An 18105-nucleotide genomic window follows, 5' to 3' on the forward strand; every position below is an offset into this window, starting at 1 on the left:
AACCACTCAAGCCGCGAGCGAGGCCCGGATGCCGCACGTTACCTACTATTTCTCCATGTTGTCGCCCTGGACCTACTTGGCCGGCAGCCGGCTCGAGCAGATGGCGGCCGAGACGGGGACCACGATCAGCTATCGCCCCTTCGATATCATGGCCCTGTTTCCGCGCACCGGGGGCAAGCCGCTGGGCGAACGCCCGCCCGCGCGGCAGGCGTACCGGCTGCAGGAGCTGGAGCGGACGCGGAAGAAGACCGGCATGGCGCTGAACATCCATCCGGCGCATTGGCCGACCAACCCCGCGCCCTCCTCCTACGCGGTGATCGCCGCGCAGCAGGCCGGGGGCGGGGATGTCGGCGCGCTGGTGCAGGCGCTGTTCCGGGCCTGCTGGGCCGAGGAAAAGGACATCGCCGAGGACAGCGTGATCCGCGCCGCGCTCGAGGGCGCGGGGTTCGACCCGTCGCTGGCGGACAGCGGGCTGCTGAGCGGGGCGATGGAATACGCGGACAACCTGGAAAAGGCCGTGGCCGACGGGGTCTTCGGCTCGCCCTTCTACGTGGTGGACTCCGGGCAGAAGTTCTGGGGCCAGGACCGGCTGGACGATCTGCGGGCGCATCTGAAGGGGGAGTTGTGACGGGCGCGTGATTGGGCGCGTAAGGTGGGGTGAATCCCCACCCTACGGTGGGCCGCCATGCGGGGGCCAGGCAGACCGGTCGCGGAACGGGGTAGGGTGCGGGCTAGGCTCCACTACGTCTCCGGTTCGTCCTAGACCCTGCGCGGACTCAAGGCCGACAGGCCGCCGCGCATCGTCATGCCGGAGGCATGCCTTCGGCATGACGCCGCCCCCCGGCTCGGCGATTTGGTGAGGCTGGGCGCTCCTTTCAGAAGTCTTCCGGACCTGGCCGGGATAAAGTACCCTGCACAGCCCTGGGATCGCCGCACCGCGGCCCAGCTATGCGCGGCTTGAGCTAAATCTCCGCCATGAACAATGCGGCAGCTGGCGCAGTGGGATGCCCGCATCTGCATACGGACAGTAAAGATGTGATGAGGGGCCTCACGCGACCACCCGCAACGCCACAACCAGCGCCTCCGCCGCCTCGACGCTCGTCTCGCAGGGAAAGAGCTGCGGCCCGGCGTCGAGCCGGTAGAGGTTGAGGCTCAGGTAACCGGTCCCGCCCCGTTCCTCGGCCACCAGCTTTTCCGCCCGACCATCGGCCAGCGCCGCGCGGGTCACCACCCAGGCCCGGCCCAGGCCCGTCGCCCGAAACGTGCCGAGTGGCAGCGCCTCGAACGCGGCCAGGAAGGCGGGCGAGGGCGTCAGGAGCGGCCGATCCGCGGCTCGGTCCCGGCGCGCAGCCGGGCGATGTTGCCGCGGTGGCGCCAGAAGACGAGCGCGACCAGAACCAGCGTCAGCAGCAGGACGTGGAGATAGCCGAAGACCACCAGCCACACCAGCGACAGCGCCGCCGCCACTAGGGCCGAGAGGGACGAGATCTTGGCCAGTTTCGCCGTCAGGCCCCAGGTCGCGCAACAGGCCAGCCCCACCGGCCAGGCCAGCGCCAGCATCAGCCCGAGGAAGGTCGCGACCCCCTTGCCGCCGTTGAACTTCAGCCAGACCGGGTAGCAATGGCCAACAAAGGCCATCAGCCCCGCCAGCTGCGCCGCATCCTCGCCCGCCATGGCGCGAGCCAGCAGCACGGCCACCGCGCCCTTGGCGCCGTCCAGCAGCAGCGTCCCGGCGGCGGCGGCCTTGTTGCCCGTCCGCAGCACGTTGGTCGCGCCGATATTGCCCGACCCGACCTTGCGCAGGTCGCCCAGCCCCATGGCGCGGGTCAGCACCACGCCAAAGGGGATGGACCCCAGCCCATAGCCGATCACGGCCCAAAGCAGCAGGGCTCCGGCCCCCGAGACGATCTCTGGCATCATCCGAACACCCTTTCCCCGTCGACCCAGGTGCCCAGCACCCGGCCCTGCATCCTCGCCCCGTCAAAGGGCGTGTTCTTGGACTTCGATTGCAGCGTGTAGCGATCCATCACGAAGGGCTTGTCCGGGTCGAAAAGCACAAGGTCCGCCGGCGCGCCCGCGCTCAGCCGTCCGGTGTCGAGCCCCAGCCGTTTCGCCGGGTTCAGGGCCATGGCGCGGAACAGCGTCGGCAGGTCCAAGAGCCCCGCCTGGTAAAGCCGCATCGCCGCCGGCAGCAGCGTTTCCAGCGCAACGGCGCCCGAGGCCGCCTCTTCGAACGGCAGGCGTTTGGATTCCTCGTCCTGCGGCGTGTGCATCGAACTGATCACGTCGATCAGCCCGGTCTTGACCGCCTCGATGACCGCCAGCCGGTCATCCTCGGACCGCAGCGGCGGCTTGACCTTGAAGAAGGTCCGGTAATCGGCCACATCAAACTCGTTCAGCGTCAGGTGGTGGATCGACACACCCGCCGTGATGTCCAGCCCGTTGGCCTTGGCGCGTTCCAGCGCGGGCAGGGCGCGGGCCGTGGTGATCTGGTCGGCATGGTACTTGGCGCCGGTCATCTCCAAGAGCGCGATGTCACGGTCAAGCCCCATGCGCTCGGCCATGGGCGAGACGGCCGGCAGGCCGCGCAGCGTGGCGAACTTGCCGGATGTGACGGCGGCCCCGGCGCTCAGCCCCGGTTCCTGCGGATGCGCCACGACCAGCGCGCCAAGGCTGCGCGCATAGGTCAGCGCGCGGGAGAACACCTTGGTGTTCGTCACCACCCGGTCGCAATCCGAAAACGCCACGGCGCCCGCGTCGAGCAGGAACCCGATCTCGGTCATCTCGCGCCCTTCGCTGCCCTTGGTGAGCGCGGCCATGGGGCGCACATGCACCGGGGTCGCGTCATTGGCGCGGCGGTGCACGAATTCCAGCACCTCGGGCGTGTCGATCACCGGCAGCGTGTCGGGCCGCGTGACCATGGTCGTGACGCCCCCCGCAGCAGCAGCGCGCCCGGCCGAGCGGTAGGATTCCTTGTGCCGCTCGCCCGGTTCGCAGACCTTGACGCCGATATCGACGATGCCGGGGGCGAGGCACTTGCCGCCGCAATCGACGGTCTCGGCACCTGGCGCGGCGACGTCGCGGCCGGTGATGCGGCCGCCCTCGACCAGCAGCGAGCCCGGGGTGTCCGTCCCGGCCTCGGGGTCGATTAGGCGGGCATTGGTGAAGAGCGTGGCGCTCATGCGGCACTCCTTTGGATGTCGCGCATCAGGCGGTAGACCGTGTCGCCCTCCGGGATGCGTTCAAAGCCCACGGGGATGCGCCGCGTGCCGTTCTTGGTCCGGCGCGTGCGATGGGCGAAATGGATGTCCGACAGGTCCCCGGGGCTGTAGTCCAGCACCGTGCCCGGTTCGATGGGGTAGCTTTGCAGCTTGCGCCCGACCACCGGGAAATCGGTGGCGATAAAGGCGCGGCGGTCGGTCAGCGTGTACCAGGTGCGGCGCCGGCGGACCTGGTCGCCCCAGATGGCGAAAAAGATCAGCCCCAGCCCGGCCGAGAAATGGATCAGTCCGAAGGCCCAGAACATCCCGCCGGCCGAGGCGGCGAGGACCATCCAGACCAGCGCGAACCCGGAAAAGGCCAGGCCGAAGAGCACGAGGAAGATCGTGCTGCCCTTGAGCGCGATCCCCGTGTCGGGCCGGCCCTGCCACAGGATCTCTTCGCCGGGGTCCAGCAGCCCGGCCCAGGGATCGGTTGCGTCCCCGGCTGCGGTCGTGGCCGTCGCGGACATGGCGTCAGGCCCCGGCCCAGATCGTCACGAGGATCAGCACCAGCACCGCCAGCGCTATCAGGATGATCTGGGCAAAGCCCATGCGCGTGCCGCCAACCGGGGGCTGGCCACCGGCCAGCACGCCCTTGGCGGACTTGCTGCGCAGCTTTCCCTTGGGCCGGGCCGCGCGGGTTTCGGCGAAAGTACCGACCCAGCGCAGCGGCTTGCCGATGCTCAGCTCCTGCGCCTTGCCGCCGAACGCCTGGCTGGGGATCACCAGCACGTGGCCCCTCAGCGCGTCGAGCTGCGGCTTCATCGCCTTGAAATCCGCGCCGGTCACGTCGTAGGCCTGCTCGAGATAGCCCGAAAGCCCCATCTCGCCCAGGTCCTTGATCGCCACCACGTCGACGAAGTCGCGCTTGAGCACGGTGGCGCCTAGCGCATAGGGCAGGGGCCATTCACCCGTCCCGGCCTGCGTCACGAAGCGCTCGATCGCCTCGGGCGGCAGGTCGACGTGAAAGACGCGGACCGTGCCGGTCTCGCTGGCGGGGACATGCATCTTGTCGCTCATGCCATCACCCCTTCGCGTGCCGCCGCGCGGGCGTTGCGCGCCAAGAGGTCCATTGCGGCCATGCGCACGGCCACGCCCATCTCGACCTGCTCTTGGATGACGGAGCGGTTGATGTCGTCGGCGAGGTCCCCGTCAATCTCGACCCCGCGGTTCATCGGCGCCGGGTGCATGACGATGGCGTCTTCCTTGGCATGGGCCAGCTTTTCGTGGTCCAGGCCGTAGCGGTGGAAGAATTCGCGTTCCGAGGGGATGAAGCCGCCGTCCATCCGCTCCTTTTGCAGCCGCAGCATCATGACCACGTCCACGTCCCGCAGCCCCTCGCGCATGTCGTCATAGACCTCGACCCCCAGGTCCGCGACGCCCGAGGGCATCAGCGTGGGCGGACCGACAAGGCGCACGCGGTTCTCCATCTTGCCGAGCAGCATGATATTCGAACGCGCCACGCGGGAATGGGCGATGTCGCCACAGATGGCAATCGACAGACGGTGCAGCCGGCCCTTGCGGCGCCGGATCGTCAGCGCATCCAGCAGCGCCTGCGTCGGGTGTTCGTGCCGCCCGTCGCCGGCGTTCAGCACCGCGCAGGTCACCTTCTGCGCCAGCAGCGCGACCGACCCCGCATGGGGGTGCCGCACCACCAGCAGGTCCGGGCGCATGGCATTCAGCGTCATGGCGGTGTCGATCAGCGTCTCACCCTTCTTGATCGACGAGGTCTGCATGGACATGTTCATCACATCCGCCCCGAGCCGCTTGCCCGCCAGTTCGAAACTGGCCTGGGTGCGGGTCGAATTCTCGAAGAACATGTTGACCTGGGTCAGCCCGCGCAGCGCGTCGGCGTGTTTCGACGGCGCCCGGTTGAGCGCCACGTAACTGTCGGCAAGGTCAAGGATTTCCGTGATGGCGAGGGGGGAGAGGTGTTCGATCCCCAGAAGGTGTCGGTCGGTGAACCCCATGTCTCTCCCCTATTCGTGACCGGCACGGTTATAGGCGCGGGTGCGGGGCGCGGCAAGCGGATCGGGGCAGGGTCCAGACCCGGACCTTGGCGGCCAGCGCGTCCTCGGCGGCTTGCCAGCCGGGCAGGTCGGCGGGGACGAAGTCGCGGGTGAAAAGGTGGCCGTCACGGGCGAAATGGTGCTGGCAGGTTCCTCGGCACTGGATGTGGGTCACCGTCACGCCCGCCGCGCGGCGCCAGTACAGGCCCTGGCCGTCGGTCTGCAGGCCGTGTGCGGTGCCGGTGGCGGTTCCGTTCGGCAGGCGCTCGACCCAGGCCCCCCGCATGAGGTGAACGGTCGTGCCCAGACGGTGCGTCGCTTCGGATGCAGGATCGTCAAGCGACATGTAAAGCCCCGGCTTCCCGCGCAGCGCATCCGGCGGGATCCGCATCGCGATCTGCGGGGTCAGCAGCTCGTAGTCGCGGCTTGTGGGGGCGAGGCCATGGCGGCCGTCCGGCAGGCACGCTGCGGGGATGTGGAGCCTGGCGTATTTGATCGGCAGTGGCCGCAGGTCGTCGAAGGCCAGCTTGCGGTAGGACCAATGCGCCGTCTGCGGCGCGCCTCTGGAGATCACCAGTTGCGCATGCCGCCAGCCGGGCCGCTTGTCCATGGTCAGAAAGGTCAGGTCGGACCGGTGTGCGGCCGGGCGGTGGCGGTCCGTCAGGCCGATGCAATGCGCGTCCTCGCCGGCCAGCAGGCGGGCTTGGGACAGGACCCGCTCGGGGAACCATGCATAGCTGAAGACGGTCAGGACCAGCAGGCCGACGCCGAAACCGACGGCCCCGAAAATGCGCTGCCGCCAAGCCCATACGGCCAGCCCGGCGCAGCCGAGGCCAATGGTCATGTGGAGTGTCAGCGCGGGGTCGCTGCCGCCAAGTTTCTGCGCCAGGAAGAGAAAGGCGAGGACAGCGCCCAGCCCGCCGGTGATGGCCGACAGCGGGGCGGTCAGCGCGACATCCGTCTGTGTCTCAGGCGCCGGCGGGTCGCCCCGCCAGGCGCGCCAGACCAACCGGATCGCCAGCGGGACGAAGGCCAGCAGGACCATCAGGATGGACAGGTACAGGCTGACGGTCCCAAACGCGTCATCCCAGTCGGGCGGCAAGGTCACGAGGATCAGCAGCAGCGCCAGCGCCCAAAGCCCCGCGATCCGCCGCACGGCGGCCATCGGGGCGAGGCTGACGGCAACGGCCGTGGCAATCAGAAGGACAAGAAGGACCATGCCGACCACCCTGCACGGCATCGTCAGGACCACAACCGCTTTCACCGCCCCCTGCGCGGGGCTAGTGTCAGCCCGTGGCAGAATCGGCATTGGATGACTGGGCGGCATTGGCCGCGCTCGACTGGCAGGTCGAGCTTGGCGCGGACGAGGCGATCCTCGACGCGCCCGTGGATCGTTATGCCCTGGTGCCGGAGGAGAAACCCGCGCCCGCCGCCGCCCCCGGCGCGGCCCCCGTGCCGATCAGGCCGGCCGAGGTCGACGCCGTGGCCGTCGCGACCGAGGCGGCTTCGCGGGCACAAAGCCTCGACCAGCTGCGCGGGGCGCTCGAGGCGTTCGAGCTCTGCGACCTCAAGCAGGGCGCCCGGCAGACCGTGTTCTGCGACGGCAACCCCGCCGCCCGCGTCATGATCGTGGGCGAGGCGCCGGGCCGGGACGAGGACCGGCAGGGCAAGCCTTTCGTCGGGCGGGCGGGGCATTTGCTTGACCGGATGCTTGGCGCCATCGACCTCAGCCGCGAAGCGCAGGACGCCGCCCGCGCCGTCTACATCTCGAACGTGGTGGTCTGGCGGCCGCCGCAGAACCGCGACCCCTCGGCCGAGGAAATCGCGATGATGCGGCCCTTCATCACGCGGCATATCGAGCTGGCGGCCCCCGACCTGCTGGTGGTCATGGGCAACATTGCCTGCGACGCGCTGCTGGGCCGGCGCGGCATCACCCGGATGCGCGGCCAGTGGGACACCGCCGTCGGCCGCCCCGTCCTGCCGATGTTCCATCCCGCGTACCTCTTGCGCAACCCCGAGGCCAAGCGCGAGGCCTGGGCAGACCTGCTGTCCCTGAAAGCGAAACTGGAGGGCGCCTGATGCGCATTCTCGCCTTTTCCGACCTGCACCTGTCGCGCCGCATGGCCGCCCGGCTGGTGGAAACCAGCGCCGAGGTGGACCTCGTCATCGGCGCCGGCGATTTCTGCAACATGCGCGAGGGGCTGGCCGAGGCGGTCGCCCTGCTGGACGGGTTGCAAGCGCCCATGATCGCCGTCCCCGGCAATTGCGAAAGCGACGCCGAGCTGCGCGCCGCTGCGCCCGGCTGGACCGTGCTGCACGGGGAGGGGACCGAGGTGCAGGGCGTGAAGATCTTCGGCCTCGGCTACGGCGTGCCCGAGACACCCTTTGGCGCCTGGTCCTGCGATCTGCCCGAGGAGACCGCCGCCCAGATGCTGGACCAATGCGAGGCGACCCACCTGCTGGTCACCCATTCCCCGCCAAAGGGCATCGCGGATGTGACCTCACATGGGCTCTCGGTCGGCTCCACCGCCATCCACGCCGCCGTCGAGCGGCTGCAACCGCAGTGGAACCTCTTCGGCCATATCCACGATTGCTGGGGGCAGGAGGGCGTGATCGGCGCCACCCGCTGCCGCAACCTCGGCCCCGAAGGGCATATCTTCGAGATCACGCCATGACACCCGACCCGCTTGTCCTGCTGGCCTTCGTCCCGGCGGCGCTGGCGCTGAATATCACGCCCGGCGCGGACATGATGTTCTGCCTGGCGCAGGGGCTACGGCGGGGGGCGCGGGCGGCGACGCTCGCTAGCGCGGGCATTGCGCTGGGCGGGCTGATCCATGCCGCCATCGCGGGGCTGGGCCTCTCGGCGCTGGTCGAGGCCTGGCCGCCCGCCTTCGACCTCATCCGCTGGGCCGGGGTCGGCTACCTCTTGTGGCTGGCCTGGGGCGCGCTGCGGGGCGGCGGGGCAGACAAGCAGGACTTGCCGCCGGGCAATCCCTTCCTGCAGGGGCTGATGGTCAACCTCACCAACCCCAAGGTGATCCTGTTCGTGCTGGCCTTCGTGCCGCAATTCGTGCGGCCCGAGGATGGCGCGGTGCTGGCGCAGTTCCTGGTCTTCGGCCTCGTCCTGAGCCTCGGCGGGTTCATCATCAACGCCGCCGTGGGCATCGCCTCGGGCGGGATCGGCCGCAAGCTGGCGGGCGGCGGGCGCGTGCTGGGCTATGTCACGGCGGGCATCTACTCGGCCCTCGCGCTGCGGCTGGCCATGGTGTCGCGGTGATCCGCGCCGCCCTTCTGGCCCTGTTGCCGCTTGGCGCGACGGCGCAGGAGACCGGGTTTGAGCCCGACTACGCGTTGCTCTTCGAGATCCACGCGGACGCCATCCTGCAAGCCACCCCCGGCACCCGCCGGCTGGAACTTCCCGGCCCCATGGTGGTCGAAGAGATCACCCGCGGCGGCGTCACGCGATACCGTGCGACCGATCAAAGCGGCCACGGCGCAGTGCTGTGCCAGCTGGATGCGCTGCTTTGGGCCGAGTTCATGGCGCACAGCTGTCCGGGCCTGTTCCAGCCGGCCGAGGCCGAGCGGCTGACCGGAATGACCTTCCAGGCGGCGGTCTTTGCCGGGGCCAACACCGTGCCGCCCCTCGCCCCCAACGCAGCCATCGAACGCCTCCAGGCCAGCGCCCGCGGCCTCGCCTCGCGCGCCCGCCCGGCCTGCCCGGACCCGGACACGCCGCAGGCGGCCCGCCTCGTCGCCATCACGGGCGCAGGCGCGCAGCAGCGCCTTGCCGCCTCGCTGTCCCTGCCGCGCCTACCCGTATCAGACCCCTGCGAATGAGCCCGACCATGAGCCGTATCGACGAAAGCAAAGACTTCATCCCCGTCCGCATCGCCATCCTGACGGTCAGTGACACCCGCAGCCTGGCCGAGGACCGGTCGGGCGACACGCTGGTGCAGCGGCTGGAAGCGGACGGGCATATCCTTGCGGACCGCAAGATCATCCGCGACGAGCGGGCCGAGATCGCGGCGCAACTGCGCGCCTGGTGCGCGGACCCGGGGATCGACGTGGTCATCTCGACCGGCGGCACCGGCCTCACGGGGCGCGACGTGACCGTCGAGGCGCACCGCGATGTCTACGAAAAGGAGATCGACGCCTTCGGCACGGTCTTCACCATCCTGTCGATGGAAAAGATCGGCACCTCGGCGGTGCAAAGCCGCGCCACGGGGGGCGTCGCCAACGGCACCTACCTTTTCGCGCTGCCGGGCAGCACCGGGGCCTGCAAGGACGCCTGGGACGGCATCCTCGGCAAGCAGTTCGACTATCGCCACCGGCCCTGCAACTTTGTCGAGATCATGCCGCGTCTCGACGAACACCTGCGCCGCAAGTGACCGCTGCCCGAATGCCGGGCGGCGCACGGCCATCTCGCGTGGATGTGAAGATTGCTTCAACCGTCGCTATTAGTGACGGATTTTCCGCCGTGGACCGTATCTTCAATATATGCTCCGATCATGCAGGCACGCGGCAGATCGGAGCGGCGTGACTTTGTGGGCCCGCAAGGGCCGTTCCGGGACGACAGACAACGATGCGATTTCTCCGCCAAAGCCTGACCGGCCTTTTCCTTCTGGCCCTCACCCTGGGGCTGCTGGTCTATGCCGGGCGCATGGTCTACGTGGCCGTGGACGACCGGCTGAACCAGGAGCCCCGCGTGCCGCCGGTGCGCGAGCGGGTGTTCACGGTGAACGTCGTGCCCGCCGCGCCCGAGACGCTGCGCCCGGTCATGTCCGCCTTTGGCGAGGTGCAAAGCCGCCGCACACTCGACATCCGCGCGGCCGTGGCAGGGCCGATCGTCGCGCTGTCCGAGGATTTCGTCGAGGGTGGCGCGGTCACGGCCGGGCAATTCCTCGCCCGGATCGACCCCTCGGATGCCGAGCGGGCGTTGGAACGGGTGCAATCCGAAAGGCTGGACGCCGAGGCCGAGCGCCGCGAGGCGCTGCGCGCGCTCGAGCTGGCGCGCGACGACCAGGCCGCGGCTCAGGAACAGGCCGAGTTGCGCACGCGCGCCTTCCAGCGCCAGCAGGACCTGCTCGAGCGGGGCGTCGGCACCGCCGCCAACGTGGAAACGGCCGAACTCGCGGCCTCCTCCGCGCGTCAGGCCGTCGTCTCGCGGCGTCAGGCCGTGGCCCAGGCCGAAGCGCGCATCGACCAGGCCGAAACCGCACTGGCCCGCATCGCCCTGACCATGGCCGAGGCGCAACGCGACCTTGACGACACGGAAATCCGTGCGGGCTTTGCCGGCACGCTGTCCAACGTGACCGTGGTCGAGGGCGGGCTGGTCAGCGTCAACGAACAACTCGCGCAGCTGGTGGATGCCGATGCGCTCGAGGTCGCCTTCCGCGTCTCGACCGCGCAATACGCGCGCCTGCTGGACGATGCGGGCCGGCTGCGCGATGCGGACGTGGTCGCGACGATGGATGTCTACGGCACGGCGCTGTCGGCATCGGGCCAGCTGTCGCGCGACAGCGCGGCGGTGGGCGAGGGCCAGACCGGCCGGCTGCTCTTTGCCCGGCTCGACGCCGCGCGCGGGCTGAAGCCGGGCGATTTCGTTCGGGTCGAGGTGACCGAGCTGCCGCTGGACAACGTTGTGCGGCTGCCCAGCCAAGCGCTCAGCGCCGGGGGCACCGTGCTGGTGGTGGGCGAAGAGAACCGGCTCGAGGAGGTCGCGGTCGAGCTCTTGCGCCGCCAGGGCGACGAGGTGATCGTTGCCGCCGGAGTCGTCGCGGGCCGCGACGTGGTGGCCGAGCGCACGCCGCTCCTGGGTGCCGGCATCCGGGTGCAGCCCCTGCGCCCCGCCACGGGCGAAGAGACCGCGCAGGCCCCGCCCGAGCCCGACATGGTCGAGCTGACGGACGAGCGCCGCGCCGCGCTCGTCGCCTTTGTGGAGGCCAACGGCTTCATCCCCGACGAGGCCAAGCAGCGTATCCTGGCGCAGCTGGCGCAGGCCCGCGTGCCCGCGCAGATGATCGACCGGCTGGAAAGCCGGATGGGGGGCTGATCCATGGTCCGCGGTCTTCCCGCCAGTGCCGGCGGCATCCTCAGCTACTTCACCCGCCACGCAACGCTGGCGAACTTGCTGTTCGTGATCCTGATCGTCGCCGGCCTCATGGCCTTTCCGCGCATGCGGGCGCAGTTCCTGCCGGACGTGGTGGTGGACGACATCGACATCTCGGTCCGCTGGGACGGCGCCGGGGCCGAAGACGTCGACAGCGCCATCGTGCAGGTGCTGGAGCCTGCGCTGCTGACGGTCGAGGGGGTCGAAAGCGCCGAATCCGTCTCGCGCGAGGGGCGGGCCACCATCACGCTGGAATTCGAGCCGGGCTGGGACATGTCCCGCGCCGCCGATGACGTGCAGCAGGCGGTCGATGCGGTCACCAACCTGCCCGAGGAAGCGGACGACCCGAGCGTCAACCGCGGCGGCTGGCGCGACCGGGTGACCGACGTGGTCATCACCGGCCCGGTGGCCGTGGACCAGCTGGGCCGCTTCGCCGACGAATTCGTGCTGCGCCTTTTCGCCGAAGGGGTCACGCGGACCACGATCCGCGGCCTCGCCGCGCCCGAAACGGTGGTCGAGGTGCCCTCGGCCAACCTCATCGCCTATGACATCGCCATGTCGGACATCGCCAGCGCCATCGCGGCCGAGGTGAACGCCGACCCCGCCGGCGACGTGACCGGCGCCAATACCCGTGTCCGCACCGGCGTGGAAAAGCGCGACGCCGACCAGATCCGCGACATCGTGCTGCGGTCGAACACCGACGGGACCAACCTGACCGTGGGCGACGTGGCCACCGTCACCACCAGCGGCGTCGACCGCGATCGCAGCTATTTCGTGGGCGAACACCCGGCGATCTCGATCCGCGTCGACCGGTCGGACCGCGGCGATGCCATCGGCATCCAGGAAACCGTCGAACGGGTCGCGGCCGAGCTGCAGGCGACCCTGCCCGAGGGCACGCAGATCGACCTGATCCGCACCCGGGCCGAGGCGATCACCGGCCGGCTCAACATCCTGATCGACAACGGGCTTACCGGCCTCGCGCTGGTCGTGCTGCTGCTGTTCCTGTTCCTCAATGCGCGCATCGCCTTCTGGGTCGCGGCTGGCATCCCCGTGGCCATGCTGGCCGCCATCGCGACCATGTACGCGGCGGGGCTGACGCTGAACATGATCTCGCTTTTCGCGCTGATCATCACGCTGGGCATCGTCGTGGACGACGCCATCGTGGTGGGCGAGCATGCCGACTGGCGCGCCCGGCATGGCGAGACCGCCGTGATTGCCGCGGAAAACGCCGCCACCCGCATGGCGCTGCCGGTCTTTTCCTCGACCCTGACCACCGTGATCGCCTTTTTCGGGCTGACCGCGATCTCGGGGCGGTTCGGCGACATGATCTCGGACATTCCCTTCACCGTGATCGTGGTGCTGCTGGCCTCGCTGGTGGAATGCTTCCTGATCCTGCCCAACCACATGAGCCACGCACTGCGCCATGTCGGCGCGAGGCATTGGTACGACCTGCCGTCGCGGCTGGTGAACCGCGGCTTCAACTGGGTGCGCGACCGGCTGTTCCGGCCGCTCATGGGCCTTCTGCTGACCGCGCGCTACGCGGTGCTGGCGGGGGCCGTGGTGGTGCTGGCCAGCCAGGCGGCCTTGTTCATCAAGGGCGACGTGGTCTGGCGCTTCTGGAACTCGCCCGAGCAGGCCTCGGTCACCGGCAACTTTGCCATGGCGCCGGGAGCGACCCGGGCCGACACGCTCGAGATGATGCGCGAGATGCAGCGCGCGACCGATGCACTGGGCGCCAAGTACGAAGAGGAATACGGCCGCAACCCCATCGACTACGTCATCGCCGAGATCGGCGGCAACGCCGGGCGCGCCCTGCCGGGGTCGGACACCAAGGATGCCGACCAGCTGGGCGGCATCTCGATCGAGCTGATCGACGCCGACCTGCGCCCATACTCCAGTTTCGCCTTCGTCGCCGAGCTGCAGGACAGCGTGCGCCAGCATCCGCTGGCCGAGACGATCAGCTTCCGCGGCTGGCGCTCGGGCCCCGGGGGCGATGCGCTGGACGTACAGTTCTACGGCGCCGATGCCGCGACGCTCAAGGCCGCCTCCGAGGATCTCAAGACCGCGGTCGCGCAATTCCCCGAGGTCTCGGCAGTCGAGGACAACCTGGCCTATGACAAGGAAGAGATGATCCTCGAGCTGACGCCGCAGGGGCAGGCGCTGGGGTTCACCATCGACACGCTGGGCCGGGTGCTGCGCAACCGGCTGAACGGGATCGAAGCGGCGACCTATCCCGACGGGCCGCGCAGTGCCGCGATCCGGGTCGAGCTGCCGGCGGGCGAGCTGACGGCCGATTTCCTCGAACGGACCCAGATGCGCACGCCCGAGGGCGCCTACGTGCCGCTGGCCGACATCGTCAGCGTCGAGCAGCGCACGGGGTTCTCGACAGTCCGGCGCGAGAACGGGCTGCGGGTGATCTCGGTCACCGGCGACATATCCGACGACGACGCCGCCCGCGCGGCCGAGATTTCCCGCGCGCTCGAGGAAGAGATCCTGCCGCAGATCGCCTCGGACCGGCAGGTCGATTACCGCATCTCGGGGCTGAGCGAGCAGGAGGACAGTTTCCTCAGCGATGCCCGCACCGGCCTGACGCTGGTGCTGATGGGCATCTACCTTGTCCTGGCCTGGGTCTTTGCCAGCTGGACGCGTCCGCTGGTGGTGATGTCGGTGATCCCCTTCGGCCTGGTCGGCGCGATCTGGGGGCATTGGTACTGGGAGCTGCCGCTGACCATGTTCTCGGTCGTGGGCCTCCTGGGGATGACAGGGATCATCATCAACGATTCCATCGTGCTGGTGACCACGATCGACGAACTGGCCAAGGACCGGGGCCTCGTGCCCTCGATCATCGAAGGGACGGCGATGCGCCTGCGCCCGGTCTTCCTGACCACGGCGACGACGGTCCTGGGCCTTGCGCCGCTGCTCTACGAACGCAGCCAGGACGCGCAGTTCCTGCGCCCGACCGTGGTGACGCTGGTCTATGGGCTGGGCTTCGGCATGGTGCTGGTGCTGCTGGTGGTGCCGGCGCTGATGGCGATCCAGACCGACATCGGCCGGCAATTCCAGTCGCTGCGCCGGGCGCTGCGCTTCCGCGCGCGGGGCCCGCGCCTGGCGGCCGTGCTGTCTCTGGCGGTGGTGCTGGGATGGCTGGGACTGACCATGGGCCAGGTGTTGGCCACCGGCGCGACCCCGGCCTGGATGCCGGCGCTGGGCGCCGATCCGCTGCTGTCCGCGCTGGGGGTGTTCCTGGCCGGTTCGGCCCTGCTGGCGCTGGCGCTGTATGTCGTGGCCGGGCTCTGGACCCTCGCCGCCCGGATGCGCCGGGCCTGACGGGGGGGCCGGGGCGGGCAGATCAGCCCGCCGGGCAGCCCGGGATGTCGACCGCGTAGGAGCCGCCGATCACGGTGATGCGCAGCGCCTCGCGGTCGATGGCCAGCGGCCCGCCGGCGACATGTTCCATCCGCGCGGTGGCCACCAGCGTGTCGCCGCTGCGGCGGATCTCGGGCTCGCTCACCCAGATGTTGGGATTGCCGGCCTCGATCACCGCGGCTTCGCCGGCGCCGGTGCTGGGCATGCGGATCGTCGCGGTGATCTTCACGCCCTCGGCGTCGGGCGCCAGCGCGCAGGTCGCGCTTTTCACCCCGGCCTCGGCGCGGGAATAGGGCTGTTCGGCCAGCGCGGCCGCGATGCGCGGGTCGGGGCGCGTGCCGCCTGCCGGCAGCTCGGCGCGAAACTGTACCATGCGCGGCACGCAGACATCCTTGCAGACGCCCAGGTCGATCTCGGCCGACAGCGCCACCGGCTGGCCGGGTCGCGCGGGCTGGATGATGACCGGCCAGACCACGTCGCCGGAATAGCCGACCGAGCGCATGCCGTTCTGCTCGAACACATGCGGCGTGGGCCAGCCCAGCTGGACCGAGCCGACATTGCGCGAGCCCTGCCAGTCAAAGCTGGGCGGGATGCCCGCATCCCCGGGGGCGCGCCAGTAGGTCTTCCAGCCGGGCGCAAGCCGCAGCCGGATGCCGGCCACGTGGGTGCCATCGGCCAGGCGCCAGCCGGGCAGGACCTCGACCGCCAGCGCATCCTCGGCCGGCTCGGCGGCGAGGGGGGCGGCAAGGCCGAGACAAAGCGCGGCAAGGGAGAGCAATTTCTTACGCATGGCTTCGAGATGGGGCAAAGACGTTGAAATGAAAAGTCACATCTCGGCGAAGTGACCGTCATCGCCGCCCGATCCGCGCTCTTCCCTTGATCGCGAGGCGGGGGCGCTCCATCTTTAAGACAAGCCAAGCGAAGGACCCCATGGATCATCCCACGCCCCCCGACTCCGAGATCGACCTGACCGGCAAGCTGCTGATTGCGATGCCGGGCATGGGCGATCCGCGCTTCGACCGGAGCGTGGTCTACCTCTGCGCCCATTCGGATGACGGCGCCATGGGACTGATCGTCAACAAGCCGACAACCGACGTGACCTTTGCCGGGCTGCTCGAACAGCTCAAGCTGTCGCCGGGCCCGTTCACCCGCGACCTGACGGTGCATGTCGGCGGGCCGGTGGAACATGGCCGCGGCTTCGTGCTGCACAGCCCCGATTTCGAATCCGCCTTTGCCACGCTGCAGGTGGACGAGCAGTTCGCCATGACCGCGACGCTCGACATCCTCGAGGCGCTGTCGCGCGGCGAGGGGCCGTCGCGCGCGATCATGGCGCTGGGCTACGCCGGCTGGGGTCCGGGTCAGCTGGAAAGCGAGATCGCCGACAACGGCTGGCTCACCGCCGAGGCCTCGCCCGAGCTGGTGTTCGACCCGGTGGATGCCGGAAAGTGGCAGGCTGCGCTGCGCGTGCTGGGGGTCGAGGCGCTGACGCTTTCGGCCAGCGCGGGCCGGGCCTGACCCGAGTCGCGGCACAAGCCCGAACCGCTGAGTGTACGACCAAGGTCCACTGACAGAAATGACAGGAAATTGCCACGAACCTGTCTGAATTGACCGGGTCTGAACACAATTATTAACGCTACGTAAGGTGCCAGGCCCAAGTCATGTGCTAAGCTGTGGGTTGAGGGGGAAGCGACGGGAACTGGTCCCCAAAACAGGTCTCCGCCGTTGGTATTCCGGTCTCCCTCGGGTTGTCATGTCGCACGCACCATGACGGCCATGGCTTACGGGCCGCAGATCAAGACATTTTCTTTAAGAAGGGCGCCCCTCGGGGCGCCCAATTTCATTGCGGGTGCATGTTCATGGCGCGGTATGGGCGCGCGGGGACCGAGGTGACCGAGGCGCGGGGCCTCAGCGCCGCTTGCTCCCGAGGTCGTCCATCTCGATCAGCGTCTCACCCACGACCTCGGAGGGGCGGTGCACCGGGTCGGGCACCAGCCCGATCGACATCGCCAGCGCGGCCAACTCGGCCCGGTTGCTCAGGTTGGTCTTTTGCATGAGCAGGTTCATCCGCTGCCGCACGGCCGAGATCGAGATGCCCAGCCTTTCCGCGATGACCTTGTCCTGCAGCCCGTGGCCCAGCAGGCCCAGCAGTTCCTTCTGCTTGTCGCTGATGTGGTTCCGTTCGGAAAATTCCTGCGCGAAATGATACATGTAGCGCTGGTGGCCCATGACCGCGGCGGTGTGCAGCGTCCAGCCATGGGCCTTGACGATCGCCGTCATCTCGCGCTTGGAATGATCGCCCGAAAAGGTGATGAGCGCGGCCTGCGGCGGCGTGTTGTAGCGCAGCGGCACCGAAAAGCCGGCCCGGATGCCGCGCTCGGCCGCCTCGCGCAGCACCTCGACCCGTTTGGCCGGGATGTGGCGGTATTCATCCACGAACTCGAGCCCGATCATCACCGGGGTCAGGTAGTGCAGCGCATGGCTGCGAAAGTAGGACCACTTGTAAAGCTCGGGGTCCTTGTTCACCTCGGTCAGCCAGCTGGAGTCATACGAGGTGCGGATGAACTGTGTCCGCCGCCATTGCGACAGCGAGTTGGTCGAAATGAAGTCGATGAAGGGCAGGTTCAGCTCGCGGCCGAGCTGGACAATCAGCCGCCAGACCTCGACAGAACGTCGTGTGCGCTCGAGGTCGAGCAGGAAGTCGCGCAGCAGGGGGGGCGTGTAGCACTCGGCATCCACGACGGGCCGGCGCTGCTCCTCCCCCCGGCCCATGGGCTAGCGGTGGCCCTCTTCCAGGTGCAGCTTCATGTCGACCAGGACCTGTTGCAGCGCCAGGGTTTCCTTGAGCAGCCGCTTGGCCTCGGTCACCGTGATGATGCCGTCCTCGATCGCGGTGTTGTATTCGGCCATCAGCATGGCGAACCGCTGGCTCAGCGCGACCACGTCCTGGTTCACGCCGCCAGGGCGCGAATTGCGGCGCCGCTCGTCGTAGCTGAAGGTGATGCCCTTCAGCTCGGCCAGCGCGGCGGTGACATGCGGATAGCCCGCCGCCTCTTCCAGCTGCGCGACCGCGTCGACCGGGATGAACCGGTCGGAATGTTCTGCATGTTCCGAGTAATAGCGGCCAAGCGTGGCCTTGGACTTTCCGGTCAATTGACAGGCGGGCTCGATGCCCACGTCCTTGATCAGCGCCTCGGTGTGTTTCTTGAGATAGCTGCCCAGGCTGCCCATACGTGCCGTCCCCTTTTTCGCCCGTCCTCTCCCCATGGACGACGCCGCGTGGCCTTGTCGAGTATGTTGCGACGTGATGCCGTAAATTACCGGCAACAGTGACGTTTGCGCAAGGGTTACGTGGCTTTCCCAT

General features: G+C 68.9%; 19 protein-coding genes. 9 read left to right on the forward strand and 10 right to left on the reverse strand.

What is annotated here, in order from left to right; genetic code table 11:
• Nucleotides 1-28 precede the first annotated feature (28 nt).
• Nucleotides 29-628: a 2-hydroxychromene-2-carboxylate isomerase gene (locus MF270_RS00590; RefSeq protein WP_238363906.1), complete on the forward strand. Its 600-nt coding sequence runs from the start codon at nucleotides 29-31 to the stop codon at nucleotides 626-628.
• Between the two features lie 420 nt (nucleotides 629-1048).
• Here MF270_RS00590 and MF270_RS00595 read toward each other — a convergent pair whose 3' ends face one another.
• The 7 genes from MF270_RS00595 to MF270_RS00625 all read right to left on the reverse strand — a co-directional run bounded on the left by MF270_RS00595 (nucleotide 1049) and on the right by MF270_RS00625 (nucleotide 6488).
• Nucleotides 1049-1231, reverse strand: a complete 183-nt coding sequence (locus MF270_RS00595; protein ID WP_238363907.1) for a hypothetical protein — start codon at nucleotides 1229-1231, stop codon at nucleotides 1049-1051.
• Between the two features lie 80 nt (nucleotides 1232-1311).
• Nucleotides 1312-1917, reverse strand: coding sequence for a glycerol-3-phosphate 1-O-acyltransferase PlsY (gene plsY, locus MF270_RS00600; protein WP_238363908.1), 606 nt, complete (start codon nucleotides 1915-1917; stop codon nucleotides 1312-1314).
• Nucleotides 1917-3182: a dihydroorotase gene (pyrC, locus tag MF270_RS00605; RefSeq protein WP_238363909.1), complete on the reverse strand. Its 1266-nt coding sequence runs from the start codon at nucleotides 3180-3182 to the stop codon at nucleotides 1917-1919. The genes plsY and pyrC overlap by 1 nt, the downstream gene beginning before the upstream one ends.
• The gene (locus MF270_RS00610) at nucleotides 3179-3730 is read right to left on the reverse strand and encodes an aspartate carbamoyltransferase catalytic subunit (RefSeq protein ID WP_238363910.1); all 552 of its coding nucleotides are present in this window, start codon (nucleotides 3728-3730) and stop codon (nucleotides 3179-3181) included. Before MF270_RS00610 ends, pyrC begins: the two co-directional genes overlap by 4 nt.
• Before the next feature lie 4 nt (nucleotides 3731-3734).
• Complete coding sequence (locus tag MF270_RS00615; protein WP_238363911.1) at nucleotides 3735-4280, reverse strand: aspartate carbamoyltransferase catalytic subunit; 546 nt, start codon at nucleotides 4278-4280, stop codon at nucleotides 3735-3737.
• Nucleotides 4277-5230: an aspartate carbamoyltransferase catalytic subunit gene (locus tag MF270_RS00620; RefSeq protein WP_238363912.1), complete on the reverse strand. Its 954-nt coding sequence runs from the start codon at nucleotides 5228-5230 to the stop codon at nucleotides 4277-4279. The genes MF270_RS00615 and MF270_RS00620 overlap by 4 nt, the downstream gene beginning before the upstream one ends.
• A gap of 28 nt (nucleotides 5231-5258) precedes the next feature.
• Nucleotides 5259-6488 carry a hypothetical protein gene (locus tag MF270_RS00625; RefSeq protein ID WP_238363913.1) on the reverse strand — a complete coding sequence of 410 codons (1230 nt, stop codon included), beginning with the start codon at nucleotides 6486-6488 and terminating at the stop codon, nucleotides 5259-5261.
• Nucleotides 6489-6562: 74 nt separating this feature from the next.
• Between MF270_RS00625 and MF270_RS00630 the strand changes: the two genes are divergently transcribed.
• The 7 genes from MF270_RS00630 (at nucleotide 6563) to MF270_RS00660 (ending at nucleotide 14705) form a co-directional block, all read left to right on the forward strand.
• Nucleotides 6563-7348, forward strand: a complete 786-nt coding sequence (locus tag MF270_RS00630; RefSeq protein WP_238363914.1) for a uracil-DNA glycosylase — start codon at nucleotides 6563-6565, stop codon at nucleotides 7346-7348.
• A complete protein-coding gene (locus MF270_RS00635; RefSeq protein ID WP_238363915.1) occupies nucleotides 7348-7944 on the forward strand; it encodes a metallophosphoesterase family protein in 597 nt (198 codons plus the stop codon). The genes MF270_RS00630 and MF270_RS00635 overlap by 1 nt, the downstream gene beginning before the upstream one ends.
• Nucleotides 7941-8546 (forward strand): LysE family translocator, encoded by a 606-nt coding sequence (locus tag MF270_RS00640; RefSeq protein WP_238363916.1) that lies wholly within the window; start codon nucleotides 7941-7943, stop codon nucleotides 8544-8546. The genes MF270_RS00635 and MF270_RS00640 overlap by 4 nt, the downstream gene beginning before the upstream one ends.
• Nucleotides 8543-9106: a hypothetical protein gene (locus MF270_RS00645; RefSeq protein WP_238363917.1), complete on the forward strand. Its 564-nt coding sequence runs from the start codon at nucleotides 8543-8545 to the stop codon at nucleotides 9104-9106. Before MF270_RS00640 ends, MF270_RS00645 begins: the two co-directional genes overlap by 4 nt.
• An 8-nt stretch (nucleotides 9107-9114) precedes the next feature.
• Nucleotides 9115-9657, forward strand: a complete 543-nt coding sequence (gene moaB, locus MF270_RS00650; RefSeq protein WP_238363918.1) for a molybdenum cofactor biosynthesis protein B — start codon at nucleotides 9115-9117, stop codon at nucleotides 9655-9657.
• A 194-nt stretch (nucleotides 9658-9851) separates the two neighbouring features.
• Complete coding sequence (locus MF270_RS00655; protein WP_238363919.1) at nucleotides 9852-11321, forward strand: efflux RND transporter periplasmic adaptor subunit; 1470 nt, start codon at nucleotides 9852-9854, stop codon at nucleotides 11319-11321.
• Nucleotides 11322-11324: 3 nt separating this feature from the next.
• Nucleotides 11325-14705 carry an efflux RND transporter permease subunit gene (locus MF270_RS00660; RefSeq protein WP_238363920.1) on the forward strand — a complete coding sequence of 1127 codons (3381 nt, stop codon included), beginning with the start codon at nucleotides 11325-11327 and terminating at the stop codon, nucleotides 14703-14705.
• A gap of 22 nt (nucleotides 14706-14727) precedes the next feature.
• Here the strand turns inward: MF270_RS00660 and MF270_RS00665 are convergent, their stop codons facing one another.
• Nucleotides 14728-15534 carry a protein-disulfide reductase DsbD domain-containing protein gene (locus MF270_RS00665; protein WP_238363921.1) on the reverse strand — a complete coding sequence of 269 codons (807 nt, stop codon included), beginning with the start codon at nucleotides 15532-15534 and terminating at the stop codon, nucleotides 14728-14730.
• A 170-nt stretch (nucleotides 15535-15704) separates the two neighbouring features.
• Here MF270_RS00665 and MF270_RS00670 point away from each other — a divergent pair, with 170 nt between their 5' ends.
• Nucleotides 15705-16259 (forward strand): YqgE/AlgH family protein, encoded by a 555-nt coding sequence (locus tag MF270_RS00670; RefSeq protein WP_238364321.1) that lies wholly within the window; start codon nucleotides 15705-15707, stop codon nucleotides 16257-16259.
• Nucleotides 16260-16649: 390 nt separating this feature from the next.
• Here MF270_RS00670 and MF270_RS00675 read toward each other — a convergent pair whose 3' ends face one another.
• Nucleotides 16650-17513: a helix-turn-helix transcriptional regulator gene (locus tag MF270_RS00675; RefSeq protein WP_238363922.1), complete on the reverse strand. Its 864-nt coding sequence runs from the start codon at nucleotides 17511-17513 to the stop codon at nucleotides 16650-16652.
• Nucleotides 17514-17516: 3 nt separating this feature from the next.
• Complete coding sequence (locus tag MF270_RS00680) at nucleotides 17517-17972, reverse strand: phage regulatory CII family protein (protein WP_238363923.1); 456 nt, start codon at nucleotides 17970-17972, stop codon at nucleotides 17517-17519.
• Nucleotides 17973-18105: the final 133 nt, after the last annotated feature.

The organism is Mesobacterium pallidum, from assembly GCF_019966535.1.
Classification (GTDB): domain Bacteria; phylum Pseudomonadota; class Alphaproteobacteria; order Rhodobacterales; family Rhodobacteraceae; genus Mesobacterium; species Mesobacterium pallidum.

Bases quoted from the DNA above. Each gene is read 5' to 3' on its own strand.
- MF270_RS00620 (WP_238363912.1), bottom strand. From the start codon at position 5,230: ATGGGGTTCACCGACCGACACCTTCTGGGGATCGAACACCTCTCCCCC.
- MF270_RS00660 (WP_238363920.1), top strand. From the start codon at position 11,325: ATGGTCCGCGGTCTTCCCGCCAGTGCCGGCGGCATCCTCAGCTACTTC.
- MF270_RS00610 (WP_238363910.1), bottom strand. From the start codon at position 3,730: ATGTCCGCGACGGCCACGACCGCAGCCGGGGACGCAACCGATCCCTGG.
- plsY (WP_238363908.1), bottom strand. From the start codon at position 1,917: ATGCCAGAGATCGTCTCGGGGGCCGGAGCCCTGCTGCTTTGGGCCGTG.
- MF270_RS00665 (WP_238363921.1), bottom strand. From the start codon at position 15,534: ATGCGTAAGAAATTGCTCTCCCTTGCCGCGCTTTGTCTCGGCCTTGCC.
- MF270_RS00625 (WP_238363913.1), bottom strand. From the start codon at position 6,488: ATGGTCCTTCTTGTCCTTCTGATTGCCACGGCCGTTGCCGTCAGCCTC.
- MF270_RS00675 (WP_238363922.1), bottom strand. From the start codon at position 17,513: ATGGGCCGGGGGGAGGAGCAGCGCCGGCCCGTCGTGGATGCCGAGTGC.
- MF270_RS00615 (WP_238363911.1), bottom strand. From the start codon at position 4,280: ATGAGCGACAAGATGCATGTCCCCGCCAGCGAGACCGGCACGGTCCGC.
- MF270_RS00590 (WP_238363906.1), top strand. From the start codon at position 29: ATGCCGCACGTTACCTACTATTTCTCCATGTTGTCGCCCTGGACCTAC.
- MF270_RS00640 (WP_238363916.1), top strand. From the start codon at position 7,941: ATGACACCCGACCCGCTTGTCCTGCTGGCCTTCGTCCCGGCGGCGCTG.
- MF270_RS00680 (WP_238363923.1), bottom strand. From the start codon at position 17,972: ATGGGCAGCCTGGGCAGCTATCTCAAGAAACACACCGAGGCGCTGATC.
- moaB (WP_238363918.1), top strand. From the start codon at position 9,115: ATGAGCCGTATCGACGAAAGCAAAGACTTCATCCCCGTCCGCATCGCC.
- pyrC (WP_238363909.1), bottom strand. From the start codon at position 3,182: ATGAGCGCCACGCTCTTCACCAATGCCCGCCTAATCGACCCCGAGGCC.
- MF270_RS00635 (WP_238363915.1), top strand. From the start codon at position 7,348: ATGCGCATTCTCGCCTTTTCCGACCTGCACCTGTCGCGCCGCATGGCC.
- MF270_RS00655 (WP_238363919.1), top strand. From the start codon at position 9,852: ATGCGATTTCTCCGCCAAAGCCTGACCGGCCTTTTCCTTCTGGCCCTC.